Below are 24,845 nucleotides of genomic sequence, written 5' to 3'. Positions count from 1 at the left end.
AGAAGATGCTCTACTCGTACCTTATGAAAATAAAAACCCCAACACGAAAATGTTCATTTTTGTTACAACCTAATGCTAGCGACAGCTGAATCGACAGCATTAAGTCAATTTAAAAACATTTATTCATTTTTTAGTAACTTAAAAAAGCTGATTTAATAGGATTTTCATTTTAAAAATTTTATTTCTTCGGTTGATCCTCATCCATTTTCGATTCCGACAACTAGCCTCTAAAGCCCGGTATATCAACATCGAAAATTCAAAAATCGGCTAAAAACGGCTCGTGACAGTAATTTGACAGCAATAAATCGTAAAAAAAATTACACTTCAAATTTGGTAAATTCATCTGCTAAAGTTTGGTTGGTATCGGGATAAAGATGCCCATATTTATCTAAAGTTGTCTTAACAGAAGAATGTCCCAAACGCTTTGAAACGGCATAGATATTGTTATTATGTTCAATCAAAAATGCCACATGAGAATGCCGTAATCCATGTAAGTGAATCGGTTTGACACCAGCTACTTCAGCTAATTTTTTTACTCGACCTAAAAATGTCTTTGGAGATGGAGGTAAACCATCAAAGGTAAAAATAAAACCCAAGTCATCCCCAATTGTTTTTTGAGACTCTTTCCATTCCCTTAAGTCTTCTATCGTTTGCATGTCTAGAGTAATCGTTCGGATACTTGAAGTATTCTTAGTATCTGAGAAATCATAATCCGTTCTTGTTCGAATGTAGAGTGATTTACTCACACTACAAGTTCCTTTACGAAAATCAATATCTGGCCATTGTAGCGCAAAAAGTTCTTCACTTCTTAGTCCAGTCACGAATAAAAAGCGCATCATTCGTTTATAAAATTCTTCTTGGAAATCACAGCGATATGAACAATTGTATACTTTCTTAAATTCATCAACAGTCCAAAATGCCACAACCGATCGCTGGGTTCTGATTTTCCCAATGGTGTCTACCGGATTCTCATCAATGACTTCCAAAACCACCGCACGTTTAAAAATAATCCGTAACTTATTAAAAATCTGTTTAATATAATTATTCGATAGTGGACGTATTTCTCCTTCTTTATTCGTGACAGAACATTCTTGAACAAGAAATTGTTGAAACTCTTGAATATGAATCGGTCGAATTTTTTCCATTTGCATTTTTCCAAAATAAGCTAAAGCACGTTTTAAAGTCTTATCGGTTTTTACGTAGGTTTTCTCAATCGTTCCAAGTTTATACCATGGAAAAAAATACTTCTTATAAAACTCACGAAAAGTAATTCCTTGTAAATAAATCTCTTGAGAATCAGAGTAGTTCTTTTTTAATTCCTCCATCGCATCCTTTGCTTCTTTTTGTGATTTAAATCCTCTTCTAGTGGGTTGAATTCTTTTTCCGAAACGGTCATAACCCAAAGTTAATGAAAAATACCACGTTCCTCTCTTCTCATCTTTGTACACATTTGCAACTCTTCTCATCAGTATTCATCCTCCCAAGAAATGTGTAAGACCTCTTCAATGACACTCACGGGTATCCTTTTAATCTTGTTATTACGATAAAAAGAATACCCTTTAGTGACCAAAAGAGCTTTGCATTCCCTGAAGATCTTGTCAGCGTAATACCGTGAAAATCCCAACTTGATAATATCTTGCCGAGTGGCTGTCTTCATTCTACCGCCTTCTCTTTCCTATGTCAGCGTCTCACGAAAAAACATAAGTTACATATTATAAAGAACATTTATTTATCTATCAGCTGCTCATGTCAAAAAGCACATAGGATTTTCACCTCTCCCCAGTGATGGCGAGCCAATTTGATTACGGAAGTATCATTATTACATTTGCAGATCATAGCTCGAATTCGACAATTCTTCTCTCAATTATTTATCGCTCCGATTACTCATCATGGCGTAATTAGGAAATGCTCCCTGCAAATGGAAAGTACTGATAGATTATTGCATTCAATTTTCAAAGGTCATTTTTCTTTACACTAATAAAGACAATTGGGAATACAAAAAAGCAACTCTCATTGAAAGAAAGTTGCTTCCTCTAGAAATATACTAAATAAACCACCGCTTAATTTACTCCAATTTGAATAAAAAATCATTTTTAAATTCTATCTAAATATTTAGATTTCACTTGAATTTTATTACTTCCCCAAGGCATTTTTTTCATTAATGGATATGTTAAATAACATTCTCTTTTAGCTCTTGTTAATGCGACAAACATATTATTCAATTCCTCTTTCTCTTGGACACTGGTCCTCACTCTATAATCAGGGAATGTACCATTTACCATCCCAACTATGAAAACTATCTCAAATTCTAGTCCTTTGGACATGTGGACAGTTAAAAATGAAACACCAGAACCACTATCAATATCTAATTTACCCAGAGATACTTGATTTCTAAAATATGATAAACTTCGGTCTCCTCTTACAGACTGTTTGACATACCTAGTCCAGCGTCCTTTCCATAAATCAACATCTCCTTGAAATAAAAACTTAAACTCTTCACTAAACTCTCCTTCGTAAACAGTATTCTTCATCTCATCTAAGGCTTTAATAAAGTTTTCTTGATTATTTGATAATATATTCCAAGCTGTAATGACTGATTTGAAAACAATCTTATCAACTTCAGTTGAGTTGACTTCGATATTTGTTAACAAATCTACTAAAAAATTTTTTTCTTTATTTTCTCTTAAAAGATACTTGTTTAATTGTCGATAATGTAAATCATCAAAGGGATTGACCAATACTCTCATCCCAAGTTCAAATATTTTCATTTCTATTGTTTCACATTCTATATTGGAATTTATTCCCCCAAATGAAAATTCAATTTTATTATCAATAAATTCTTCTTCTAATTTTGAAAATAAATATCTATTTCTTCCGATAATAGCAATATCTTCTGGTTTTATATCATTTTCAACCCACTCACTTCCAAATTCTAAAAGATGTTGAATTTTTTGTCTGACCCACTGTGCTTCTGCAATTTCATTCTCGAAAGATAACACTTGAAGTTCTCCCTCTAGTGGATAAACAGACGATGATCTTGAATCTGGTTGTATTCTACTAGCTGCCTCGATAATTTTTGAAGTTGATCTAAAATTTTCTATTAATGAAAACACTTCTGGATTATAATCATCGACAAACATTTCAGTCATAATTCTACTATCTGACCCATTGAATCCATAAATAGATTGTGCTGAATCCCCCACCATCATTAAATTTTCAAAGTTTGGGGTTAATGCTTTAATTATCCTGTATTGTGTACTATTTAAGTCCTGTGACTCGTCTATTAAAATATACTTGTAAAGCCTAGTATAATTTTTTGCCACCGATGGTACATCCAATAAAATTCTATATGAATAATATAAAATATCATTAAAATCAAGCATTCTATTAGACTTTAATAAATTATTGTATGTCTCAAAAATATCACGAAAATCATCACTAGTAGTAAGATTCTCAGGATACAAAAAGTTCTTCTTATTTTCTTCAATAATTCGTAATTCTTCACGTAATTTTTTTTCTTCTGGTATTACCATTTTTGAATTAAGAAATGCTCTTCTTAACATTTCAAGCTTATCACTTACATCCTCTATAACTGATAAGTTTGGATCTAATCCAATCTGGTTTCCCCTATTTAAAACTAAATCTAAGCAGAAACTATGAATTGTTTCTACCTTTATTCTTTCATGGCTATCTGCAGCTATTTGTTTTTTTACTCTCTCAGATATTTCTTCGGCTGCTTTATTACTAAACGTTAACGCCAATACTTTTCCTTTTCTTAATCTTATAATATTTGCAATTCTTTGTGTTAAAACTCTTGTCTTTCCGCTACCGGGTCCTGCAGTAACTAGTATGGGGCCATCGATATAATCTACAATTTTTTGCTGATCTTTAGTTAAATTCATACTTGCTCCTCCTCATGTGACTGAAATAGCGGTGTAACCGGTAAATGTTTTATTTTTGAAATTTCAAAAAATAAGTCTTGAATAATTTTTGGTATTTTTGTTTTATTATTGCGTTCAAGAATAGTATCTCCTATCAATGATGAATATTCTGTTTTCTTTCCTGATAAATAATCAAGAAGTGCTTCTTGAAATCCTTTTTCCCCATTGTAATCCCTTATAGGAGCATCAAATATTTTTTGGTTACATTTTGAACATACTTTTTCTGTTGCTTGTCTTTTCTTCTTTGTACCATTTTTATTTTGTATAAATAAATTCAAATAATTATCTGTACCTTCTATTACATCAATAACTTTTAGCAATTCGACAACATATCCTTCATTTATTAGATATTTTTCAAAATCATTCTCTTCCGGTAAAAATTTGACTCTTTTACCAATAACATCATCGTCCTCAATTCTATAGATTTCCCTATAATGCTTTTTCAAATCTCTAACTACATTTTTTTCACCATCACTCAAAATGAATAAATCAATATCTAAATCTTTTGCTACCCTAAGAAATGGTTTATATTTTCCAAAACCTCCAACACTCAGTATATTTACTCCTAATTCAAAAGGTTCACAACCGAAATACTCTTTAAAAAAAAGAGGTAGTACTTGATCTTCAGTTTCTCCTTCACACAGTATCAATACATCTGCAAACAATACATCTCCACGAGTTTTAAATACTTCTTCCTTAATTTTTCTAATCTCGCTTTTAGTTAAATGATCAACTAAGATATGATTAATATTTGAATGATCATCTTTTTTATAAACATGAATAATTTCATCAATATTTGCTTGAGAAGCAATTATAGGTGAATGTGTACTAATTATCTTTTGTCCTTGCAAATTGTTCATTTGATTATAAATTTTTCTTTGCGCTTGTGGATGTAAGTGAGCTTCAGGTTCTTCTAATAGGAGAATAGGGTGAAATGCAGCTTCCTCTATATTCATTTCACTAGTCTTCGATTTTATATACGCTGATAAAGTTAAAAACGTTGCCCAACTCCTAGTTCCCATCCCCTGATTGGCAATTGAGAAAGATTCAGAATTTTTATCTGTGAAACGTATTTCCATTCCCTGATTTAAATCTTTTATTCGTCTACTAACAGGATTTATTTGTACAGAACCTTCTCCCGAATCTAGAACTTGACTAATTTCATTCAAGCTACTAGATAAATGTTTGAGTACCTCACTATTCTCTACAATATTATCGTTAATTTCATTCAAATGACGTTCCATATTTTCTAAATCTTCATCTGAAAGTTTAATATCTTTTACTAGCTTTCCAAAATATGAAAACTTATCACCCATTTCAGATACAATATCTCTTTTTGCATCTAAATAAAAAATAGGAAATGCTTCTAGCAAATTTTTAGTAACCCTTTGCGTACTAAAATTTTCGAACGATTCAACCTTTGAAGACTCTGGCCAATTATTCATTCCTTTTCTTTCGATTTCATAATCCCCCTTTATATAATTGTATTTTATTGTTGTTCTTATCCCTACATATTGTTTATCATTCTCATTAAAGATAAGCTCACCAAATAAATCAAACCATTTATCATTAAAGTCTTCATCTTCCGATTCAATCAATACATCCAATATTATTATTTTATCTTTGGAAAGTATTTCGTTTTGTTTAACAAAAACAAAATCTTCATTTATTCTCTTATATTGAATAAAACATAATTCTAATGCTTCTAGCAAAGAAGTTTTACCTACATTGTTGACTCCCAGCAGTAAATTAGATTCATTTAGATTAATATCTACACTTTCATAACATTTATAATTTCTAATTCTCAACTCTTTCACACAAACATCCATAAATAACACTCCTCAAAAATATTCCTGTAAAATTCCAGTTACTCCTGTTTTGAAAGCATACACCCTATCATTACATACACAATTTATTGTTATATTAGTATTTTTCTGTGTCATATAAGAGTGTATCACTAAATTCCTCTCACACCGATACATAAAACAATTATAAGCTTTGATTATCTCAAAAGATTTAACCGGTGTGAAACGTAAGTTCATTAGATTTCTCTAGTTTGGAGCAATCTTTTAGAATTTATCTTCTATATCTTTAGCAAGAGCTATTTCTATAGTTGATCAAAAAAATAATTACTTTATGATTCCTACTCTGAAAGCTCGAATATCTCATTTACATATATGTGCTAACTTTTTTCAACCAATCTCCACTAACAAAATATGGATTATCTTTATCGTTTTCTTTTTCAATCAAGATTACATCATTATGAGTTGCTGCTACAAAAAAAGATTCTCCTTCGAAATATTTAAGCCCACCATCGCCAACACCGGTCTCTGTAAAAATGAAAGTTGTCAAACTAGTTTCTTCTATTTTTGATTCCCTCTTTTTTTTAACCAATTTAACAACTTTCTTCCCTCCCGCTTCTGCAGTTCTAATTATTACGTAACCGCCCGCAGCCACCAGCCCTAATAATACTTTTGGTCCACCAACTTTTTTTGCTAAAGTTGTTATTAATTGATACCAACCTAAATTTCCCATGTTATTTCCCTCCGTCATATGTTTTGGTCCTACTGATGCCTTGAATCACTTAATCAACAACTCTAATTTTGTTTAAAAAATGATATATTATATCCTCTTATTCAATTTGAAGTGTATCTCTCATATAATCCTTAAATGATTCATTCTTCCAAAAACCAATTCGCACGCCATCAATTCCCCTGGTTAGCAAGATATAATAGATGTTCAATACAAATAGCGTAAATTCATTTTGGTTTTCCGGATTAGCATCATTCTTTGAAAATTTACCATTTACATTGTGAAAATTATCGGGATTACCAAAAAGACGTCCTGACTCATCGACTTGTAAATCATCTCCAATCAATACCCCGACCTTATTCAAGTCAATTCCTTGTACAGCAAAAACTGATCCAACTTGATCCTCTGCATCGGGGTCCTTCGAATTAATCCAATTCTCTTGCGTAGAATTCCATCGTTTGTGAAGATTCCCTTCGTGCCAATGGGTAATCTCTGGATCCTTCCCATCTGATTGTTTCCAAGGTTCAACCAATCCCCCCAAGACTCTATTGACATGATCACTATGATAATTTCTGTCATCTTCTACCCAATCAAATAAATTAGCTAGAGGGTTATCTTCAAAAAATCCGAAATAGGCATCTATATCCCTATCGCAAAATACTGACCGGTCAAAATTAGGATTATAATTGGTTTCTGATAATAAGTCGGTATCTTTATATAGTAAGTATTTAATACCATTTATATAGTCATCTGAAGTATACGATTTACCTTCAGGAGCTTGAATTCGAAATTGTGTAGTCAGATATTTCTTTTCGAAATTTTCTGTAGCTCTACTAAACTGCTCTCGAGTCATATTCGCTGGTCGAATTGCTTGTAAAACATCGTACATCAGAATAAGTTGCTTACCAATCTTTTTCAGAGGCTCTAGGTGATTATCATCTGAGTTGAATCTACCTTTGTATACATTATTAAACGAAGCCATTTGTTTAGCGTATTTTCGTGATAACTTATGAGACTCATCAACAACCACTACATCAAAGTCCTTATTCTGATTAATCAATTGAGTAGAGGTTGCTACAGTAAGATTTTTTCCATTCATACCATATACTTTGAAAATTTCTTGAGCTGTCTTAATCCAATTTGGTTGTACAACTACAGCAATAGTTTTATCAGATTGCTCATCCAAAAATTTTGCAACCAAATGCGTCAATAGAACCGTTTTTCCCGTTCCAGCATCTCCATTGATTACAAAGTTATTTTCTTGGTTTGCAAGTATTTCATTGATAAGATCCATTTGTTGTTGGGTCAATTCCTTTATCGGACTATATTTAACCAAAGCTTGATTTCTAAGTTCATCAATAGTAGGTGTTTTTACCCAACCTTTGCTATATAGCTCCTCCCAAAAAGGTAGAACAACTTCAGTAGCAATAGCCTCACGTTCTTTATAACTATTCGTGTCGTTCCCCTTAGTAAGATTGATTACTTCACTGGTTTCATACTCAACTAAATTTCCTCTTGATTTAGAATTATCAGCTAAAAAATAAGTGATAAGCTGATTCTCAACGTCATTCAGAGCAGAGCCATTGAACAGCGCAGAAAAAAGTATGATAACTTGATCAAAGTTTGCATCATTAAACTTTTCTTCAGCCCCGTTATAATGTTGCTCATGTCTAGTTTTAAAATGTTTTGATTGACCGATATACACTTTATTGGACTTCGTACTTCTATAGATATAAATAATATCCCCTTTTTTTAATTTTTCTTGTTGTACTTTCCGTAATTGATTAAAGCCAACAAGTGTTGTTCCTTCCACATCCAACATAACACAGACATATTTCGCCATCCGATAACCACCTTAATATAATCAAATTTTCTCTACTCTAAACCAAATAATTAGAAGTTAGTATATTTCGTTTTTGATCCTTTACTCTTACTGATTGGATATTTCTGCTGATTTTTATTTAGTTTTTCTTTTACTACTTGCTCGATGTCCAAATTTAAATTATCTGCCAACATAAAAGAATAAATTAAAACATCGGCTAACTCATCCTTTAGATCAAGCAGATTCTCAGTTCCCTCTTCTGCTGTTTTCCATTGGAATAGCTCTAACAGTTCACTAGCTTCCAAAGAAATCGAAATAGCTAAATCCTTTTCATTATGAAATTGCCGCCAGTCTCTCTCATCACGAAATTTATTAATTAAATCCGTTAATTCTTGAATCTCTGACATAATTGAACCCACCTATCTTTTTAAAACACTCATAACGTAGTCTTCGGTATTCTTATCATTAAACCACAAGAAAATTCCTTTTTTCGCTCTTGTTAATAAGACATAGTATTGGTTTAAAAAAATCTCCAGAACTTCATCACAAGCTGCTTCAGAGTAATTATGTGAACTTAAAAAACGTTCAACCTGCTTAACAAAAGTTGGATCCTTTACTTTTGAGATATCAAAGATCCACTTATTATTATTTGTATCCCATCTCAAATCATCATACCAAATGAAACCAGTGTAATCATAATCCAATCCTTGCGCTGTATAGACTGAGCCCACTTGATTAAATGCCGTTTTGTCAGCATCTTTATACCATTCATACTGATTCTTCATAGGGTTCCACTGCTTTTGAAAAATCGTTCCATCTTTATCCTGAATCTCAATATCATTACTAATGGTAAGATTATTTCTAGATTTCCAAGGCCAATCATATGGCGCAAACCATTTTGCAGTTTGACCTAAGTCTTTCATCTTTAATAATTGCTCGTCAATTGTTTTTAAGGAGTCTGATAACACAATTTCAAAGGTACTCTTGCTTGAAATTTCTTTAGTACAATCAAAAAATAAATTATGAATTCTATCTACATAATCCCCTTGATTTCCTGATCTCTTTTGAACTATCAAATTGAAAATAAATGGTTCAATTCCTAACTCATGTAGTGCCTTTCGATAATTTGAAACCGACCCAGCTTCCTCTAATAAAACTCTTTGATGGTCATCCTGTAAAAATACTACAATTTTAGGTCTTCTGCTATGACTAAATAAACTCCTAATGGTCTTGTTGATATCAGTATCTCTATGCGCTTCATCAACTACAACTAACGAATAATCCTTTGAAGCAATACCGTCTAGATACGGAATGTGTTGCATCAACCCCGCTTCATTTTTGACTACTTCTCGTAACATTCTACTTTTAGCGAAAGTAAAAACCATATCATTGATTTTAAGACCATATTGCTGAGCAAGAAAAAGTAAATGAATGCCAATAATTGTTTTCCCCGTTCCTGCAGCACCTTTTATAATAATTGCTGTATTTTTCGGACTGTGGGTGAATTCTTTAATTATCTGGCTAATCTGTGCTGAAGTTTCAATTTGATCTTCTAGCATAATCGCATTATCTTTCCGATTGATTACATCTCTCAAACCATTAAAACCAACCTGCCCAATAATGTATCTTCCTTCAAGAAAATCCATTGCTACTTGCTTACTACTTTTCGTTGTATCAAAATGATTTCTCAGGTAATTAACTAAAAGTTGCTCATCACCTTTAACAAAAAAACTGGAAGATAATTTTTGATATTCTTCATACATTTCAGAGAAAAAGGCATTTTTATCTCCAATAAAGTTATGTAAATATTGAATGGCATATAAATCGATTTTCTTATTAGCAACAACTTCATGATGGGCTTTCAGATCACGTGTATAATTCACTGTCTGATAAATCGGATGTACTCTATACTCATTTCTATTTCCGATACAAACATTCACATTCGTTTTTTGTTTCTCAATATTAGGAGCAAGGTTTTCCCACTGCTTTAACTCAACAATAATTGCGGTAGATTGTCGTTGACTAGAATAACCAAAGATAATGGCATCAATTCTTCTATCTGCTGTCAGTGAATATTCCGCCGCTAACCACAAGTTGCCAAATCCTTCATTATTAAGCAGTTTAATCAACAAGTATAGAGAATTTTTCCAAGATAGTTGTTCTTGGATAGAATGTTCCATATCAACTTGAAGCATTTGATCTACTAGTTCTTCACCAGATAATAATGCTAGATTTGAAATCTGATCATTTATTAAAAAGTGCATTGGAATACCCCTCTCTCAAAAATTGTATAGATATTTAAAGTATACTCTTAATATGATTCTCAGAAAAGATTAAGTGGATAGAATATTGTTATATGGGAGTATCTCTATTACATACAGTGACTAGGCTGTCAAATTACTTTTTCTATAGTTCCATAAATCGATTGCTCTCCTTACATTTTCTTCTAGATTCAAAATCAAACTTAATAATAGAATAAGCAAAAAAGAGTAGTAAACGAAACAAATGCCCAGGGCAAAAGCAAATTCGTTACTCCTCTTTTTTTATTTATTATGACAAATGGATTGTATTTACCTTTCAATCATTGATTCTGAAAGAAATATCGTAGTACCATCAACATATTTCTCAACTCAAAATTTCTATCAGTTTAATACTCTATGTAGCTTGATGCTATACCCATTATTCCGATCAACTTATCTAAAAAATTTAATCTAAGTCTACCTACTTGATTGTCTTTTTGATAACGACGCAGTAAAATACTTCGATTATCAAATCATTTCCAATTACGGCTTTTACTTTGTTTACAACCGCCTTGTAAAATTGCGTCAAAAACAAAAATACTATCAATAAAAACAAAGTCAGTACAATATCTTTTCCGTTCTATTTTTATTTAACTAGTTGCAAAGTAATAGCCCTTCCACCTCTATTTATATGTATGTAATTTACTCTCTTCCAGAAGTTATATCATCATACTTTCCAGCAGCTAAGCACCTCATTATAGTTGCTCCAAGCATACATCCTACAAACAAACCTAATAAAAACAGAATAATAATCAAACCTCCAAAAATATTTTTTAAGTGTCAATCAAAATCAAAGCAACTTATCTGAGAGCTAATTTTTGTTTTCAAAGAAAGGTAGGTCCCTAGCTTTGTACCTACCTTTCTTGAATAATAAAAGAAATTGATTTCACGATTACCTTTAAAAAGTAATTATTCTCGAATGTTAAATTTTTTTAGAGCCAGATATAATCTAATCATACATTCCTGGTAGCAATCTTCATCAAAGTTCCCATTTCTGCATGATTCTTTAATCAGCAATAGTTTAAAACTATCCACAATTTGTGAAAACGCCTCTTCATCTTCCTTTTGAACAAGAAGAACAAGTTCCACCAAAGATTTCATTTTACGTATCCTCCATTTTCTTATCACTCATTTTCTACAGTGAGTGCTTCAGAAGGAGCACGAATCATATAGTTTTTTAAAACTAATGAATTAGACGTTTTCGAATTTTTTCTAGAATACGTTGACGCTTTTTTGTTAAACCTTGCCTAGTCATCGATAGCTGAACAGAGATCTCATTGTCTGAATATCCAAAAATATACTTTTGAATTAGTAAAGATTGATCTTTATCAGACAGTTTTTGGAATTCAGCCGCTAAGGCAAAATTCGAAAAATCTAATGGAAAATTGTTGGATACCACCATAACAATTTCCTGTGGTTACGCTATCCTCTAGAGTACTTCAGCGTATTTTTAAAAACCTCTCAATACTTGCCACTGATAGCTTCATCCTCTTTTTGATTTCTGTGTACGGTTCTATTTATGCTTATTAATACTTTTAGATATTTTCCCGAAAGTCGGAAAAATGTAGGAAATAGGAAAACTACTATAAGAGTATTTTTCTTCCTACTTTAAATTTTATGATTTGTTCACTTTATAAAATAGAACATTCGTTCGCATAATGTTATTGAGGTGATTGTTATGATGGAAGATTTCATTAGGAAGTATTTGGGAGATGAATACGGAGACTTTTATAAAGACAGCGATATTACTACACAAAATGAAATAGATATAAGTATTACCAATATTCCTTCAAAAAGAAAGTCAGTAAAAGAAGTCAATATCACAAAAGAGATAGTTCAATCTGACAACAAATTAAAGCGTCGTTATATTCTTGAAGCTGATTTAAAATCTAGATAATTTTGAGGTGCTTAATATGGTATATCCATTTGAAAACGAAAATATTCATGTCAGAGCGGAATTCCCATATCATTTTAAATCAACTGATCAATTAGAAATAGACTTAATGTCAGTGATAATGGAACCCATACCCTTCTTTGCTTTTCACGACAGCTTACTATTGACTTTATTCCATAGTAAGAAAGATTATTTTTTGATTCCTGCTAAGAAAAATAAAAAGAGAAGAAACTTATATTTCCGTTTCGATGTCCAAGTTTTGAAACCAAAAGACTACAACTCTCCTTCTGGTTCCACAATCTTCCGACACAACTATAAAGGATATGATTTTGGTAAGTAACTTAGCTAGTTTATAATGATTTTTATAAGGCCTACGGTACTATGCTATACTAATTCCGAGGTGATCACATGGACAAAGTTACAGGATTGTTGACGAAGATTAGACTGCTGAAAGATAAACCGCTGTTGGTGAGATTTACCTTGAAGTCAGATGATAAGAGTATCAACTGTATTACAGCTAAGGAAATATTAGGTCAACGTATCCTGATGCTACCAGATGATAAATACACAGCAGAAGTTGTAGGATTATTTAATGTGAAGGAACAATTAATAGTTAGGCAATTAATTGTATTAAATCCAGATAATTTGATTAAAATGATTGATTTATGGTAATAAAATGAATTTATTGGAATTAAATCTCTTCCGACCTTATAATACTATATGGGGTGTTTTTTATAATAAAACACGTTGGTATTATGACAAACATAAGGTTTAGTACGAGTCTTACGAGATTCACATTGATTACTGAAAGCTCTATCGTTAATTGTGTTATTGGAGATTTATTTTTAGGCGTAAAACTTCTAGGTTTACATGATAATAAGTATATCATTTCAATTGGTGGGGTTAAAGATATTTACGATAGCTATGATGAGATAATAGTTAAGCAGTTTAGAATATTGAATAAAGACAGATTAACCGATGATTTAGGTTTGTAAAGTCCGATTTTCCGGGCTTTTTTGTTGTATAAAAAAGGCCACTAGATTAGTAGTGGTCTCTCATTCACTATTTAACTACTAAAAGATGCCGTAAGATTTATTTAATATACGGTAAGCTACTGATCCAACTAGGACTCTCTTAAATTATTTTTTTCTAGTAACTATTTGACTACCAGTAAATCAGAGTTAGTCTTATTTACTACATGTTTTATTAATGAATCAAAACCACGGCGACTATACATGGCTTCATCTTGTCCTAGAATTATTAAATCTATATTTTTTTCTTCAGAATATGTCACAACATCACTTTTAATAGAAGAAGTTACATATGATATCATCAGATTTACTGAAACAGTCTTTCTAAGCTCAGAAACAAACTTATCAGTTTTTTCAGCATCTTCATTTTCAATAGTCTTGATTGCATTTTCTTCTCGAGCTATTTCTTCTCCGCTAATATCACCCGCTAAAGAGTACGTTTGTTCTTCTTCTATTTCATAAATTTCTTTTTGATTCGTATTGAAAATTAAAACATGAAGTTCAGAAGAATCATTTTTTGCTAAATGTTCTGCTTCTTTTAATGCCCTTTGAGGGGATCCAGTGTTTTCCATTAAAACTAAAATTTTCTTTTTCATAAAAATACCTCATTTCAATATTATTAAAGAAATAAAATGATTATTTCACTAATAAGTTTATTGCAAAATTAAAATATTGTAAATTATTTCACTGTGGCTATGTACCCTGTAGGACTCGAACCTACGACCGGACGGTTATGAGCCGTCTGCTCTAACCAACTGAGCTAAGGGTACGACTTGTATTAGTATACATTATTTGGTAGAATTTTGTTAGAGAGCGACCCTCTCCTTGATAGTTTTACTATTCCGTCATCTCGTTTGAGGTGGCGGTATTTTTTATTTTTAGATGGCGAACATATGTTACAATAAAAATAGAGAGCAACAGAATTCCCTCAGATCTACTTCCCCAAGTTATCTGATTCTGCTGCTCTCTTTTTAAGAGTGTTACTTTTTTATATGACAGAAAAATTATATCAATATTCAAAATATTTTACCAGTAATATACTGATTTAGTGAATTACTTTAAATTCTTTTTGATATTATCAATACCTTCAGTAACTGAATTTCTGAATGCTTCGTCTTCGTAATATCCTAAAGTCCGAAAAACTGCATCGGCTGTGGAATTATTGTCCATCCAGTCAAATACTTTAATCTGTTTTCCATCGTGTGTTTGAGAGTAGATTGCTTGCATGGCATTCCAATCAGCCTCGCTGTGTAACACGCTCACTTTCGGTCCTTGTACATAAAAGATTGCGTTTCTATTTGCAAATGCGTAATTCATATCTTCTTCCTCCTGTTTTTTAAGTTCTTCTTTTTCTGGTTGAATTGGTGTAAATAGATCATCTTTTTGAAACTCTTGAGCTAATTGAACAACTCTATCTACGTTAAGTCCTCCTGGACATGCTGTAGAAGTGACTTCACTGTGTTTTAATACATGTTGTCGATCACAAGGTATCCCATAGCGAGTACAAATATCTGCGACTAGTTTAGCGCAATTTATATGTGTGGCTTCTGAAACAGACCATGAAGGTGCACCGCTAGAGTTAACATTTTCTAATCCGATTGAACGATAATTTGGATTAGCTATTTTAGGTGGATCATTAGGACCTGTTCCACCACAATGCCACGCTGCATATTGTTCTCCAACACAACCGATAATTTCAGTATCTGTAATTTCATAGTGAGCGGATGTTCCTGCACCGCCACTAGCTAGCCACGTATTCATTGCTACATCTTTATTAGTCGTTGCATTATGATGTAGAATTATTCGATCAATCGCAACCCCATTTCTACTACCGGCATTCATTGCATTAGGATTCACACTAGTAGTTAAAGAGCTAAATATTTCTCCGGCCATTATTCATCCTCCTTCTTCTCATTATTTTTTTCTTGTTCATTTTTATTACTTATTTGAAGTCTTTTAATTACCGGATCAAACATAGAAGTCGAAATGTCTAACTTACTCAAATTTTCAACGATACTCACAAACTCATTCAGAGTTTCTAATATATAGACACCGACAATCACACTAACCGAAATAACATCTGGCAATAATACTGTAAAAGGTACTATTGCCACTAACACCAGCAACAAAGCAAATTTTTTCAATAGTCCAGTACTCATTTTCCCAGACTTTAAATCGTGGTTCACATAGGCCTGAATACACCCGGTAATAATATCAATAGACATTAACAACAAAATAACGCCAAGCCAAACAATGACTTTCCCATACTCGTTTTTCATCATCATTTCTGCCCAAATCAACATCCTCATATCCATAAATCTCACTTTCCTTCTCTATTTTGACTCTCCAACGATTATTCCCCAGCTAATTCCGGCAGATCCATATCAACTAAAATTTCTTTTACTTTTTCACGAATTTTTTCAGGTACTTCATCGATTACTCGTTTACCCTTAATGACTAAGGTTGCATATACTACAGCCATGGTGTTCACCTCTTTTCTAAGCATCAAAAAAGCCATCCTAATTTTCAATCTCTGAATCAAGGATAGCTTGGACTTCGTCTTTAATTTTATCTGGTACTTGTTCAATTGTTTTCAACCCTTTCTGGATTAAACTGGCATAGATTTTAGCCATTTGTTTCACCTCCAGCAGCGACTATCTCAAAGACTTCTGCAATGGCAATCTGTGCATCTGTTAATTGTGCATCCATGTTTAGTTGCTTCTCTTTTAATGCCTCATTCTCTTTTTGATTTCCTGTAAAGAGACTCTCCAATAAATTTAGTTGTTTTGAAACATCAAGGGTTTTTGCCTCTTCCCACTTTTCAGATGGAAAATCAAAGTATTGTGATTGTTCCTTTTTTAGAACAAGAGGTGTAACTTCCGTATATGGTACCTGTGGCTCATAAGTATCACCAACCTCAACAGTTTCAAAACCGATGGGATATAATACTTTATAAATGGTTTTCAATTTTATTCACTCCTTTTTTTAGCTTGGCCAATCGTCTTGGGTAATCCAAGTTCCAGAAACATACGAGCTACCGTTTCCAGATTTTACATTAACGATTATCCCATCTAAATAAGCCCGTGCATCTGTCGGTTGTGCCGCATTTCTTAATAAGGTCAATGGATGCAAAACTGGTGTCGATCCACTTCGTTGATAACCTGTTGGTATCTTTATGACCCATCTTGTTTCCGTGCCAGATGGCCAGGTATTGCATTGGAAATTGAAAGCTAAAGTCACAACATTTCCAACTCTGGTTAAGACACCATTGACTCCTGTCACATAGGTTGTGTCACTACGATCTGAATCTGTGATGGCCCTTTCAACAATCCCCGCTTGAACAACTTTTCCTGCTAATTGAAGACCATCTTTAAAGTTCTTTGTTCCAGCAACTGTCTGATTACCGGTCAATTCCATAAACTTGCCAGAGGTCCACTTGGCAATTGCTTGGAATACTCTTAATGGTGTCATAAATCTTATTGATGAAGTGCCTAGCTCAGCCTCAGACTGTGTGGCTGTGGAATAGTTATCTACGCTTCCCAATCCTGTCTGTGCTTTTGTTACGCTGTGGGGATTAGTCTTGTCATTCTTGTGTGTAGTAAAGTCGGTTAAAGGCGCTTGTTGAACATTATCAACATTACCTAGCCCAACTTGAGACTTAGTTACACTGTGAGGATTGTTTTTATTTGCCACATGAGTGTCAAAATCGGATTTTGGTGCTTGTTGAACATTATCAACTTTATCTAACCCCACTTGGTTTTTAGTCACCCCATGGGGATTAGTCTTATCTGTGGAGTGGTTTTCTAAACCTTCTTCAATACGATTCATTCTCTCCGCTGTTACAACAGCGCCATCCTGAATATTTTGTTCTTCTGTTTTGTTGTCATCATATTGTTTCCATGTTTGTTTCGTGTAAGCCACTAGTCTTCACCTACTTTATCGTCTTTAATTGGCTTTGATTGGCTGTTTAAGGCAACTGTAAGTTTTGCATTTTCTAACTCAAGTGCACCTATTTTATTAACTAATTCCTTTATTAGTTGTTCTGCGTTAATTTCCATCAGTATCACCCCACACTCTATCTATTTCGTTATTATCCATTCCTTGCAATTTTAACCGTTCATTCTCGTAACCTCTTCTTTTAGCTTTAATCTCCCAAACAAAACGTGTATTTGGTTTATGGGAACAAACTAAAAAAGCACCAGATTTAAAATCTGATACCCATACATCATCGTTGTCGTAGGATTGAAGAAAGACCTCATAAGGAAGATCGGTATTCACTGTATCTGAGAAGAGGGTATCTATTGGAACCCACACGCTACATTCTTCATTGGTAACATGCCTACCAATATCTCCGAGGTAGCTTTCTGCTAGCTCATAAGCTGGAGTGGCCCGCACACCGTCTCTTGTGGGGTGTATCGCATTTTTTGAACCTACAACGCTTAAATTAGTGTGGATTTTTAAACTTTCTATAATACTTACACTGACATTTCGCTTAAAATTTACTGTTGCTTGCCCAATACCATTAACCCCAGCAAAATTAATTTCATTTGCCCTAATGCCAATTATACTTTTAGAGTCAATATAAGATAAATCAATCTCAGCTGCTTTATTAAAGTCTACATTGAAATTTGAACCTTCCAAATAGTAACCTGCTGTCAATGATAACCCGGCATTACTTCTAGATCCTACACCAATTCTTGTGACCCAACTTGTTTCACCAGTACCATCTGGAATAATACCCGTTGAAGCTTTAGTAAGGATATTTTCAGGTTTGAAGAAAAGTTTCCCTTCTTCAATTTCAAGCACATATTTATTGTTATACAGCCTTGAACTGACACTTTTTAAGGTTCCGTTAGTAACGTCCATACTGAGATTAGGACCGATTATTTTCCCTCTTGAAAAGTCGACAGCTCCAGTATCAAAGTTAATACTCAAATCTTTACCTTTAGCTATTCCTGTCGAAATTGAATTAGCGTTTAAGTTGGTTACTGTGATCTGACTAGCATCTAATGTCCCTGTGCGAATCTTTCCAGCATCTACTTCTGCAATCATGGCAGATGTAATGATGGCTTTATCAATTTTCGTTTCATTGGTTAGCCAAATCTTAGCCCCACTAATTTTCAGCCAATCTTTTCCATCCATTTCAGGACTTAAATTAATGGTCTTCACTATTTCATCTGATGGCGTGGCATTTTCGATCTGCTCTTTGATCTCATCAGCCATTCGAGTTGATGTAGTCATTACCCAATCGAAACTTCCATCTTCTAATTTTTGATACACCCATATCTCATCATCTGGACCATCTTTTTTGAACCAAATATCTCCTTCTTGAGGATTCTTAGGTTTCGCTGTACCACTGTAAACATTGTTTTTTCCAGCGGCGTCTAGTCTATAATCAATATTTTCTAATTGTTGTTGCAGCGGACCTTTAAAGGCAGTAACGCTTCCCGATTGAGACTTAGAATCAGCACTAATAGTGGATGTTAAGCCTCCGTCAAACACCAATGTGTAATTCAAAATAGGTGTTTTGAAATTTTTACCCATTCGATCAGTCATAGTAACCCAATCTCCTACTTCTAATGCAGGATTTCCTCGCCATTTAAGATCAATGGGATAATAATTGAGGTTCTTCACTTTTGTAAAGATCTGTTCTAGTAAAGACTGTGTCATTGTATTGTTCTCTATAGTAATTTGTGGGCCATTGGTGGAACCAGCTTGTAAAGTAATGGTTTCATTGCTGGAACCGTCTTTCTTTTTAATGACTTTACAAGAAATACCTTTTGGTTGAAAAAGCAATTCATTTTTCGTCAACCCTTTTAAGAAATACTCACTTGGTGCTATAAAGAATTTTGGGTCTGTCAGTTGTCGGATGGCCAGTTGACCATTCCTGTCAAAACATACAAACCCAGCCTCATACTGACCAATCAGACCAATCGCTTGTCTATAAGTGTAGCCTTCAGGTTTAGATATTGTATAGGTACTTAAGTGATTAAATGAAACTGGATCAATTTTAACGCCGCTCTTGTTGGCAATTTCTATTGCTACATTGGCTAAACGAGTTGGATAGGATAGCTTCGATTCATAAGCACCCTCCATAAAAATAAAGCCATCTCTAGCTTCCAAAGTAGTTGTCCCTTCATTTCTGTTAGGATCCACTCGATCACTAATATAAAAAGTTCCTAATGGGACAAATTCAAATTTATCAGGAACAAAGGTCACCAACCTGGCACGCCCCACTTTAGCACTACCTATTCGAGAAACATTTTCTATATTTGACGGCAGTCCACTACCCTTAATTTTTATGCCTAGTTCAACAGTTATAGTATCTAGTTCTTTCAATCCTTCTATGATTTCAGTGAAGGTAATTTTTAGTGCAGCCGATTGGGTAGAACCTATTTGAAAACTTTCGCCTCCTAATGCACCTGAAGAATATTCCATAGATTTTATTTTATCCGCAGAATAAGTCATACCATTTACGTGAATTTTTACATATATTTCCCTATCACTTTCTTTAAAAGCTTGGTGAAATTTAGTTGAAACTCCTAACATGTTCTCCACCTACTTCTCAATAAAGGGCACAGACAATCCTTGCCACATCATTGTTGAAAATTTATTATTCCATGAGTACACAGGAATACTACGATCACCACAATAAAAGCTTTTTGTGATTAGTCCACCTTCTTGTGGATCAAAATAACGAATATCAAAAAAAGCACCATCAATTGCTCGTAAAATTAAAGAGACCTCTGAAGTATTCAAAGGTCCCCATTTTGCATCTATTTTTGTTTTCTTTGCCAAAATATCTCTAACCATATCACCATTGGCATTTCTTCCGCTAGATCCGCTATCTAAAGTCTGGATTGAAACAGAAATCTCTTTTGGCATTTTTACTTTGTTTCCAGCAATTATGAACTCCATTCATTCATCTCCTTTATAGATTTAGCGCAATCGTACCAATTTGTTCGTGATACTGATTAATTCCCTTAATAGTCACTTGTCCAAGTCGAGTAGAGTCAACTTGTAAAATCACTTCAATTGGTTCGTTAGAATCATTTTTAAGATTTAAGTTACTAAAAGCCGCCATAATTGCACTTGCGACTGTCTCACCTAGTGAAGCGATTAGGTTACTATTTAGTCCTTCTAATCCGGTACCAGTAACAGAGGTGGTTCTTGTATTTCCTTTAGAGTAACTAGAACCAGAGTATCCGTCAGAAGAATCTCTAAATACTTCCGGCATGGTTAAATCGGGTATACCATCATAACCCATAAAATCTAATGCCTCATTAATCCTCTGAAAAGCTAACTGTGGCTTGCTTAATGGAACAACCATCTCAGGATTGTCATTTTCTGCCAATTTGTAAAATCCAAACTGATCCACTAATCCTCCTTCAGAGAATCCGGTGAATTGATTAATCGTATCAACAACCATATTAATCAATGAGTCTTTCACAGTAGAAAGTGCACCTTTAGCAATGGACCACATCGGTTCTAACATACCGCTCAAGTTAACAAACTGCTCCATAGCCATGTCTACAAGTTTAGAAGGATCGGAAATAACATTCCAAACATCTTCAGCAATTCCTTTGGCCTTATCAAAGCCATTAGAAAAGAAATCTTTAAAGGTATCAAAAACACCACCGGCATAATTTGGTACCATATTTGCTGGTAATACTTGAGAACCTCTAGGCAAATCAATAAGCATATTTCTTTGTTTAGGAAACATACCCATTCTTCCATCGGGTAGCTTGAACATTTCTTGATAATTAGAGCCTGAAGCATCATTAACAACTGCAGGACCTCCTGGATGATAATTGGTCACTTTTGCATAAAATTTTGGAGCATCCCATTTACTTATTCTCATGTCTACATTTACAGCGTCAAGGACCCAATTAACTCCTCCGATAATACCATTAACTGCTCCCTCAATTGGTGCAATAAGCACATTTCCAATTGTTTTAGCAATACCTTTGAATCCTTCTATAAAAGCTTCGAACCCGGAGGTAATGATTCCCCATGCGCCAGAAAATATATCTTTCACACCGTCTAAAGCAGTTTTGAAATCACCAGTAAAAATACCAGTGAAAACCTTGATTAAACCGGTAATGATATCAAAAGCCCCTGAGAAAATACCTTTTATTAAATCCCATGCCGTTCTCACAATCCCGGCAACGTTGTCAAATAGAGCCTTAAATGTATCCGCGAATGCTTGTACGAAAGGCCCAATAATTGACCATATGAATTGGATGATGTTAGAACAAGCCTCCATAAATTGTTGCCCATACTGATCCCAAAAGCCTTTTATCTTTTCGAATGCATTTTGAAAAGCAGTGGTTACTTCTTCAATCGCTGGTTGGATATATTCTGTATAAACTTTTTCCGCAAAAATTCTTATATCTTCTAATAAATTATTTATAAAGTTTCTAAAAGGTTCGCTATTTTGATAAGCTAGTACGAATGCTGCACCCAAAGCTGCTATAGCTGCTATTACACCTAATATTGGGGCGCTTAGACCACCTACAACTGGTGCTAAAAGCGTCACTGCTGTTTGGATAAGACCAACCTTAGAAATTAAGGTTCCTAATATTGTTACCACTTCAATAATAGTTGATATTACCGAAGCAATAGCTATGGCCCCCTGAACAATCCCCCAAGCTGCAGCTAGAGATAGTAACACTGTCGCAATTCCTTGGATAACCTCTTTATGCTCCTTCATCCAGTTTCCTAAATTCGTAAGAGCATCTCCTAATGCCTTTAGGACATCAACAATTACTCCGCCAGTCCATTCAGCTATTGGTTTTAACATACTGTCCCAAAGCCACTGAAATAATGGCTTCAGCGCTTCAATTACACCATTTAGTAAATTAATAGCTCCTCTGAGCGCATCAAGAAAAGCTGGAATTAAGTCTTGAATCGTGAAACTTGCCAAAGGTAAAAGGACATTGGTATAAAACCATTCCAACCCATCACCGATGTTTTGAGTTAATGGTTGAATAGATTTTAAAAGACCATCAATGGAATTTAACAATGGTGTGAAATCAAGTGTTTTAGCCCATTCCGCAGTTGCGGCTGTCATACCGTTGATATTTCCTAACAAACCATCAATGATACCTAGAATCGTCCTAAAGATTGACTCACCTACACCACCGGCTTGCCATGCTTCGGAGAATCGTGTTGCTAAGTTTCCAATCGTATTATTGATATTGGTAAAAATTTCTAGCAAGTTTGCAGCTATACTTTCACCTACACTGTCATTCCATGCATTCCTGAAGGATTCTGCAATTTGATGTAACAACTCCAAAATTGCATTAAACATGTCAAAGAAGGATTGAATTAAAGCCGTACCACGACCTTCGTCATCCCAAGCACGTTTGAATGCACCTGCAATATCTCCTATGATATTTAGAACGTCTGCTAAAAGGATTAAAAGGTTTTCTACAAATTTCTGTCCAGTCCCATTGGTCCAAACTTCCATAAAGCTTCTGCCAATAGATTGTACCAAGCCAATCACTTCACCTAAAGCATATTTCCATGCATCTATTACTTTTTTTCCTTGTGCATCCCAAGCCTGTTTGATTGGATCAAATAGACGGGACATAATGTCTTTAAACTTGCCTGCAAAATCAGTTAACCATTTTGGCGTATCTGGTATTTTAGCATTAGAAAAGTCTGCCCAAGGGCTAGTAGTTTTCCCCGCATCTGGACGCTTAGGAATCTCTTGTGGCGTAAACTCCTCTGAATCAGACGAATCCTCGCTAAAATCTAAAATGTTCAACTCGTCAAAACCAGCTAAAAGCCGTTTATACTCTTGTGCTTTTTTTCTAGCAGCCTCTGTTTTATCATGTTGCGCCTTTAATTGCTTATTAGATTCTTTGATTGAAGCGACCATTTCATCATAGCCATCTGCTGCTGAATCGGCGGCTGTTCCAGTATCATTTAACGCTTGAACACCATTCATCAATCCTTGTGCTCCACTAAATGCATCACCAATATTCATACCGAATAAAGTAGAAATGAAACTAGCAATGTAACCAGTAGCTTTTGCTAATCCTGACATTAGTGCATTAATAGCAGGTAAAACTGCCTGATAAATTGGATAAAATGCAGTTAATAAATTTACTTTAATTTGATTCAAACTAGCTGAAAATTGCGCATTCGTTTTTAATGCTGACCACAGACCGCCAGCCAATTGCATAATTCCTTGATACAAGAAACTGAAGATAAACAGTTGGGACCATAATAGTTTTACTGTCCCTAAAAAACCGCCCATTGATCGATTCATACCTCTTGTACCACTAGAAACAGCTTTAGACTGTCGATTAAATAGATTTCCCATGTTTCCTAATGAACTTCTCATAGAATCTCTTAATCTGGAAAAAAGCCCTTGGGATTGTTTGGTAGAATTTGCTAAATTTCTCATGCCGTTTGATGCCATTCTACTTTTTACAGGCTGCTCGCCTAGTTCAGTATTAACTTTTCCTAATGCTGTCTTTAGTACACTGGCACGATCTTCCGTTCTTGCATAGGCTTGTTGTAGAGCATCGTTGTCCATAATCAGTTTTTCCATTTTAGCTGATTGTTTGGCTATTGCTTCTGATGTCTTAGTTGATTTTGGTGTATCTTCTGTACCAGTTGACTGCCATTTTCCAGATGAAAAACTTCCTGTCTCTATTTGCTGAGACTTCATTTCAGCATTCAGCGCTTTAACTTTAGAACGCATCGCCTCAATTTGTCGTTCGTTAGCTTCCATCTTTCCAGATATAGTATTTAATGAACTAGGTATAGCATCGTATTCAGATTTTAACTTTCTAACCATTGCTTGTGCATCAGTCTGAGCCTTGTTCATTTGGATTTGAGTTTTAGCCATTTGGTCATCTATTCTGGTAGTTGCTTTCCCATTTCCAGATACAGAAGCACCGTTTCTATCAGATTGAAGATTGGCCATCTTTGCTTGTGCTGCTTTGGCTTGTTGCATTTTTAAATTAATCTTATCCACTTGCGCTTGCACGTCTTGGCTCATTTTAGCAGCGCCTTTAGAAACACCACTAGCTAAATTATTTCCCATTGCTGTCCCTTGTTTTGAGGAAGTTTGTTGCATCTTGTTCATTTGTTTCTCAAAATTTGCGTTCATTTTTTCAATTTGTTTTGTGAATTTGTCAAATCCTTGGCTACTATTAAAATCTTTCTCAACTGAATCTACGCTTTTTGTAGAAGTCTGTTTTACACGACCCAAAATCGTGTCTAATTTACTTTGCATGGCTTCAAGCTTTTGCTCAAAAGGGGAAAGGTCACCATCAAAGACAACTTCCAGTCTTTCTAATTCCATTA

At 34.1% G+C, this 24,845-nt stretch carries 24 protein-coding genes and 1 tRNA gene; 4 read left to right on the top strand and 21 right to left on the bottom strand.

Annotated elements, in window-relative coordinates:
- Positions 1 to 317: 317 nt before the first annotated feature.
- The 9 genes from ID741_RS10635 to ID741_RS10595 form a co-directional block, all read right to left on the bottom strand.
- Entirely contained in the window at positions 318 to 1,466 is a 1,149-nt protein-coding gene (locus ID741_RS10635; protein ID WP_438719959.1) for a tyrosine-type recombinase/integrase, read from the bottom strand.
- Positions 1,466 to 1,657 (bottom strand): DUF3173 domain-containing protein, encoded by a 192-nt coding sequence (locus ID741_RS10630; RefSeq protein WP_438719958.1) that lies wholly within the window; start codon positions 1,655 to 1,657, stop codon positions 1,466 to 1,468. The genes ID741_RS10635 and ID741_RS10630 overlap by 1 nt, the downstream gene beginning before the upstream one ends.
- A gap of 436 nt (positions 1,658 to 2,093) precedes the next feature.
- Positions 2,094 to 3,902: an ATP-dependent helicase gene (locus ID741_RS10625; RefSeq protein WP_438719957.1), complete on the bottom strand. Its 1,809-nt coding sequence runs from the start codon at positions 3,900 to 3,902 to the stop codon at positions 2,094 to 2,096.
- The gene (locus ID741_RS10620) at positions 3,899 to 5,770 is read right to left on the bottom strand and encodes an ATP-dependent nuclease (RefSeq protein ID WP_438719956.1); all 1,872 of its coding nucleotides are present in this window, start codon (positions 5,768 to 5,770) and stop codon (positions 3,899 to 3,901) included. The genes ID741_RS10625 and ID741_RS10620 overlap by 4 nt, the downstream gene beginning before the upstream one ends.
- A 340-nt stretch (positions 5,771 to 6,110) precedes the next feature.
- The gene (locus ID741_RS10615) at positions 6,111 to 6,476 is read right to left on the bottom strand and encodes a hypothetical protein (protein WP_438719955.1); all 366 of its coding nucleotides are present in this window, start codon (positions 6,474 to 6,476) and stop codon (positions 6,111 to 6,113) included.
- 97 nt (positions 6,477 to 6,573) lie between these two features.
- Positions 6,574 to 8,316, bottom strand: a complete 1,743-nt coding sequence (locus tag ID741_RS10610) for a DNA/RNA helicase domain-containing protein (protein ID WP_438719954.1) — start codon at positions 8,314 to 8,316, stop codon at positions 6,574 to 6,576.
- Between the two features lie 50 nt (positions 8,317 to 8,366).
- Positions 8,367 to 8,702 carry a nucleotide pyrophosphohydrolase gene (locus ID741_RS10605; protein ID WP_438719953.1) on the bottom strand — a complete coding sequence of 112 codons (336 nt, stop codon included), beginning with the start codon at positions 8,700 to 8,702 and terminating at the stop codon, positions 8,367 to 8,369.
- Positions 8,703 to 8,714: 12 nt separating this feature from the next.
- Positions 8,715 to 10,559, bottom strand: coding sequence for a DNA/RNA helicase domain-containing protein (locus ID741_RS10600; protein WP_438719952.1), 1,845 nt, complete (start codon positions 10,557 to 10,559; stop codon positions 8,715 to 8,717).
- A gap of 945 nt (positions 10,560 to 11,504) precedes the next feature.
- Complete coding sequence (locus tag ID741_RS10595) at positions 11,505 to 11,696, bottom strand: helix-turn-helix domain-containing protein (protein ID WP_438719951.1); 192 nt, start codon at positions 11,694 to 11,696, stop codon at positions 11,505 to 11,507.
- Between the two features lie 580 nt (positions 11,697 to 12,276).
- Here ID741_RS10595 and ID741_RS10590 point away from each other — a divergent pair.
- The 4 genes from ID741_RS10590 to ID741_RS10575 all read left to right on the top strand — a co-directional run bounded on the left by ID741_RS10590 (position 12,277) and on the right by ID741_RS10575 (position 13,484).
- Entirely contained in the window at positions 12,277 to 12,492 is a 216-nt protein-coding gene (locus ID741_RS10590) for a hypothetical protein (protein WP_438719950.1), read from the top strand.
- A gap of 16 nt (positions 12,493 to 12,508) precedes the next feature.
- Positions 12,509 to 12,829 (top strand): DUF5960 family protein, encoded by a 321-nt coding sequence (locus ID741_RS10585; protein WP_438719949.1) that lies wholly within the window; start codon positions 12,509 to 12,511, stop codon positions 12,827 to 12,829.
- A 68-nt stretch (positions 12,830 to 12,897) separates the two neighbouring features.
- The gene (locus ID741_RS10580) at positions 12,898 to 13,161 is read left to right on the top strand and encodes a hypothetical protein (protein WP_438719948.1); all 264 of its coding nucleotides are present in this window, start codon (positions 12,898 to 12,900) and stop codon (positions 13,159 to 13,161) included.
- 125 nt (positions 13,162 to 13,286) lie between these two features.
- On the top strand, positions 13,287 to 13,484 hold the full coding sequence (locus tag ID741_RS10575) for a hypothetical protein (protein ID WP_438719947.1): 198 nt from the start codon (positions 13,287 to 13,289) through the stop codon (positions 13,482 to 13,484).
- A gap of 161 nt (positions 13,485 to 13,645) precedes the next feature.
- On the opposite strand, the gene ID741_RS10570 is transcribed toward ID741_RS10575, so the two are convergent.
- The 12 genes from ID741_RS10570 to ID741_RS10515 form a co-directional block, all read right to left on the bottom strand.
- Positions 13,646 to 14,116 (bottom strand): universal stress protein, encoded by a 471-nt coding sequence (locus ID741_RS10570; protein WP_438719946.1) that lies wholly within the window; start codon positions 14,114 to 14,116, stop codon positions 13,646 to 13,648.
- Between the two features lie 100 nt (positions 14,117 to 14,216).
- Positions 14,217 to 14,290, bottom strand: a tRNA-Ile gene (locus tag ID741_RS10565).
- 283 nt (positions 14,291 to 14,573) lie between these two features.
- The gene (locus tag ID741_RS10560; RefSeq protein WP_438719945.1) at positions 14,574 to 15,413 is read right to left on the bottom strand and encodes a peptidoglycan recognition protein family protein; all 840 of its coding nucleotides are present in this window, start codon (positions 15,411 to 15,413) and stop codon (positions 14,574 to 14,576) included.
- A complete protein-coding gene (locus ID741_RS10555) occupies positions 15,413 to 15,835 on the bottom strand; it encodes a phage holin family protein (RefSeq protein WP_438719944.1) in 423 nt (140 codons plus the stop codon). Before ID741_RS10555 ends, ID741_RS10560 begins: the two co-directional genes overlap by 1 nt.
- Positions 15,836 to 15,873: 38 nt before the next feature.
- The gene (locus tag ID741_RS10550) at positions 15,874 to 16,002 is read right to left on the bottom strand and encodes a CD1375 family protein (RefSeq protein WP_438719943.1); all 129 of its coding nucleotides are present in this window, start codon (positions 16,000 to 16,002) and stop codon (positions 15,874 to 15,876) included.
- Positions 16,003 to 16,039: 37 nt separating this feature from the next.
- Positions 16,040 to 16,153: a CD1375 family protein gene (locus tag ID741_RS10545; RefSeq protein WP_438719386.1), complete on the bottom strand. Its 114-nt coding sequence runs from the start codon at positions 16,151 to 16,153 to the stop codon at positions 16,040 to 16,042.
- The gene (locus tag ID741_RS10540; RefSeq protein WP_438719942.1) at positions 16,146 to 16,487 is read right to left on the bottom strand and encodes a hypothetical protein; all 342 of its coding nucleotides are present in this window, start codon (positions 16,485 to 16,487) and stop codon (positions 16,146 to 16,148) included. The genes ID741_RS10545 and ID741_RS10540 overlap by 8 nt, the downstream gene beginning before the upstream one ends.
- 18 nt (positions 16,488 to 16,505) lie before the next feature.
- Positions 16,506 to 17,441 carry a hypothetical protein gene (locus ID741_RS10535; RefSeq protein WP_438719941.1) on the bottom strand — a complete coding sequence of 312 codons (936 nt, stop codon included), beginning with the start codon at positions 17,439 to 17,441 and terminating at the stop codon, positions 16,506 to 16,508.
- A complete protein-coding gene (locus tag ID741_RS10530; protein ID WP_438719940.1) occupies positions 17,441 to 17,578 on the bottom strand; it encodes a hypothetical protein in 138 nt (45 codons plus the stop codon). The genes ID741_RS10535 and ID741_RS10530 overlap by 1 nt, the downstream gene beginning before the upstream one ends.
- Positions 17,568 to 20,069 carry a gp58-like family protein gene (locus ID741_RS10525; RefSeq protein WP_438719939.1) on the bottom strand — a complete coding sequence of 834 codons (2,502 nt, stop codon included), beginning with the start codon at positions 20,067 to 20,069 and terminating at the stop codon, positions 17,568 to 17,570. Before ID741_RS10525 ends, ID741_RS10530 begins: the two co-directional genes overlap by 11 nt.
- 9 nt (positions 20,070 to 20,078) lie before the next feature.
- Complete coding sequence (locus ID741_RS10520) at positions 20,079 to 20,438, bottom strand: DUF6711 family protein (RefSeq protein ID WP_438719938.1); 360 nt, start codon at positions 20,436 to 20,438, stop codon at positions 20,079 to 20,081.
- Positions 20,439 to 20,451: 13 nt separating this feature from the next.
- Positions 20,452 to 24,843, bottom strand: coding sequence for a hypothetical protein (locus tag ID741_RS10515; protein WP_438719937.1), 4,392 nt, complete (start codon positions 24,841 to 24,843; stop codon positions 20,452 to 20,454).
- Positions 24,844 to 24,845: the final 2 nt, after the last annotated feature.

Origin of the sequence: Enterococcus sp. AZ103, from assembly GCF_051714685.1 — a bacterium.
GTDB lineage: Bacteria > Bacillota > Bacilli > Lactobacillales > Enterococcaceae > Enterococcus_A > Enterococcus_A alishanensis.
The sequence above is the reverse complement of the archived record's forward strand: the minus strand, read 5'-3'. Positions and strand labels throughout refer to the sequence as shown.

Coding starts and splice junctions, on each gene's coding strand:
- ID741_RS10530 (WP_438719940.1), bottom strand. CDS start 17,578: ATGGAAATTAACGCAGAACAACTAATAAAGGAATTAGTTAATAAAATA.
- ID741_RS10630 (WP_438719958.1), bottom strand. CDS start 1,657: ATGAAGACAGCCACTCGGCAAGATATTATCAAGTTGGGATTTTCACGG.
- ID741_RS10515 (WP_438719937.1), bottom strand. CDS start 24,843: ATGGAATTAGAAAGACTGGAAGTTGTCTTTGATGGTGACCTTTCCCCT.
- ID741_RS10520 (WP_438719938.1), bottom strand. CDS start 20,438: ATGGAGTTCATAATTGCTGGAAACAAAGTAAAAATGCCAAAAGAGATT.
- ID741_RS10555 (WP_438719944.1), bottom strand. CDS start 15,835: ATGGATATGAGGATGTTGATTTGGGCAGAAATGATGATGAAAAACGAG.
- ID741_RS10570 (WP_438719946.1), bottom strand. CDS start 14,116: ATGAAAAAGAAAATTTTAGTTTTAATGGAAAACACTGGATCCCCTCAA.
- ID741_RS10550 (WP_438719943.1), bottom strand. CDS start 16,002: ATGGCTGTAGTATATGCAACCTTAGTCATTAAGGGTAAACGAGTAATC.
- ID741_RS10610 (WP_438719954.1), bottom strand. CDS start 8,316: ATGGCGAAATATGTCTGTGTTATGTTGGATGTGGAAGGAACAACACTT.
- ID741_RS10605 (WP_438719953.1), bottom strand. CDS start 8,702: ATGTCAGAGATTCAAGAATTAACGGATTTAATTAATAAATTTCGTGAT.
- ID741_RS10620 (WP_438719956.1), bottom strand. CDS start 5,770: ATGGATGTTTGTGTGAAAGAGTTGAGAATTAGAAATTATAAATGTTAT.
- ID741_RS10600 (WP_438719952.1), bottom strand. CDS start 10,559: ATGCACTTTTTAATAAATGATCAGATTTCAAATCTAGCATTATTATCT.
- ID741_RS10585 (WP_438719949.1), top strand. CDS start 12,509: ATGGTATATCCATTTGAAAACGAAAATATTCATGTCAGAGCGGAATTC.
- ID741_RS10635 (WP_438719959.1), bottom strand. CDS start 1,466: ATGAGAAGAGTTGCAAATGTGTACAAAGATGAGAAGAGAGGAACGTGG.
- ID741_RS10615 (WP_438719955.1), bottom strand. CDS start 6,476: ATGGGAAATTTAGGTTGGTATCAATTAATAACAACTTTAGCAAAAAAA.
- ID741_RS10545 (WP_438719386.1), bottom strand. CDS start 16,153: ATGGCTAAAATCTATGCCAGTTTAATCCAGAAAGGGTTGAAAACAATT.
- ID741_RS10580 (WP_438719948.1), top strand. CDS start 12,898: ATGGACAAAGTTACAGGATTGTTGACGAAGATTAGACTGCTGAAAGAT.
- ID741_RS10625 (WP_438719957.1), bottom strand. CDS start 3,902: ATGAATTTAACTAAAGATCAGCAAAAAATTGTAGATTATATCGATGGC.
- ID741_RS10525 (WP_438719939.1), bottom strand. CDS start 20,069: ATGTTAGGAGTTTCAACTAAATTTCACCAAGCTTTTAAAGAAAGTGAT.
- ID741_RS10595 (WP_438719951.1), bottom strand. CDS start 11,696: ATGAAATCTTTGGTGGAACTTGTTCTTCTTGTTCAAAAGGAAGATGAA.
- ID741_RS10560 (WP_438719945.1), bottom strand. CDS start 15,413: ATGGCCGGAGAAATATTTAGCTCTTTAACTACTAGTGTGAATCCTAAT.
- ID741_RS10590 (WP_438719950.1), top strand. CDS start 12,277: ATGGAAGATTTCATTAGGAAGTATTTGGGAGATGAATACGGAGACTTT.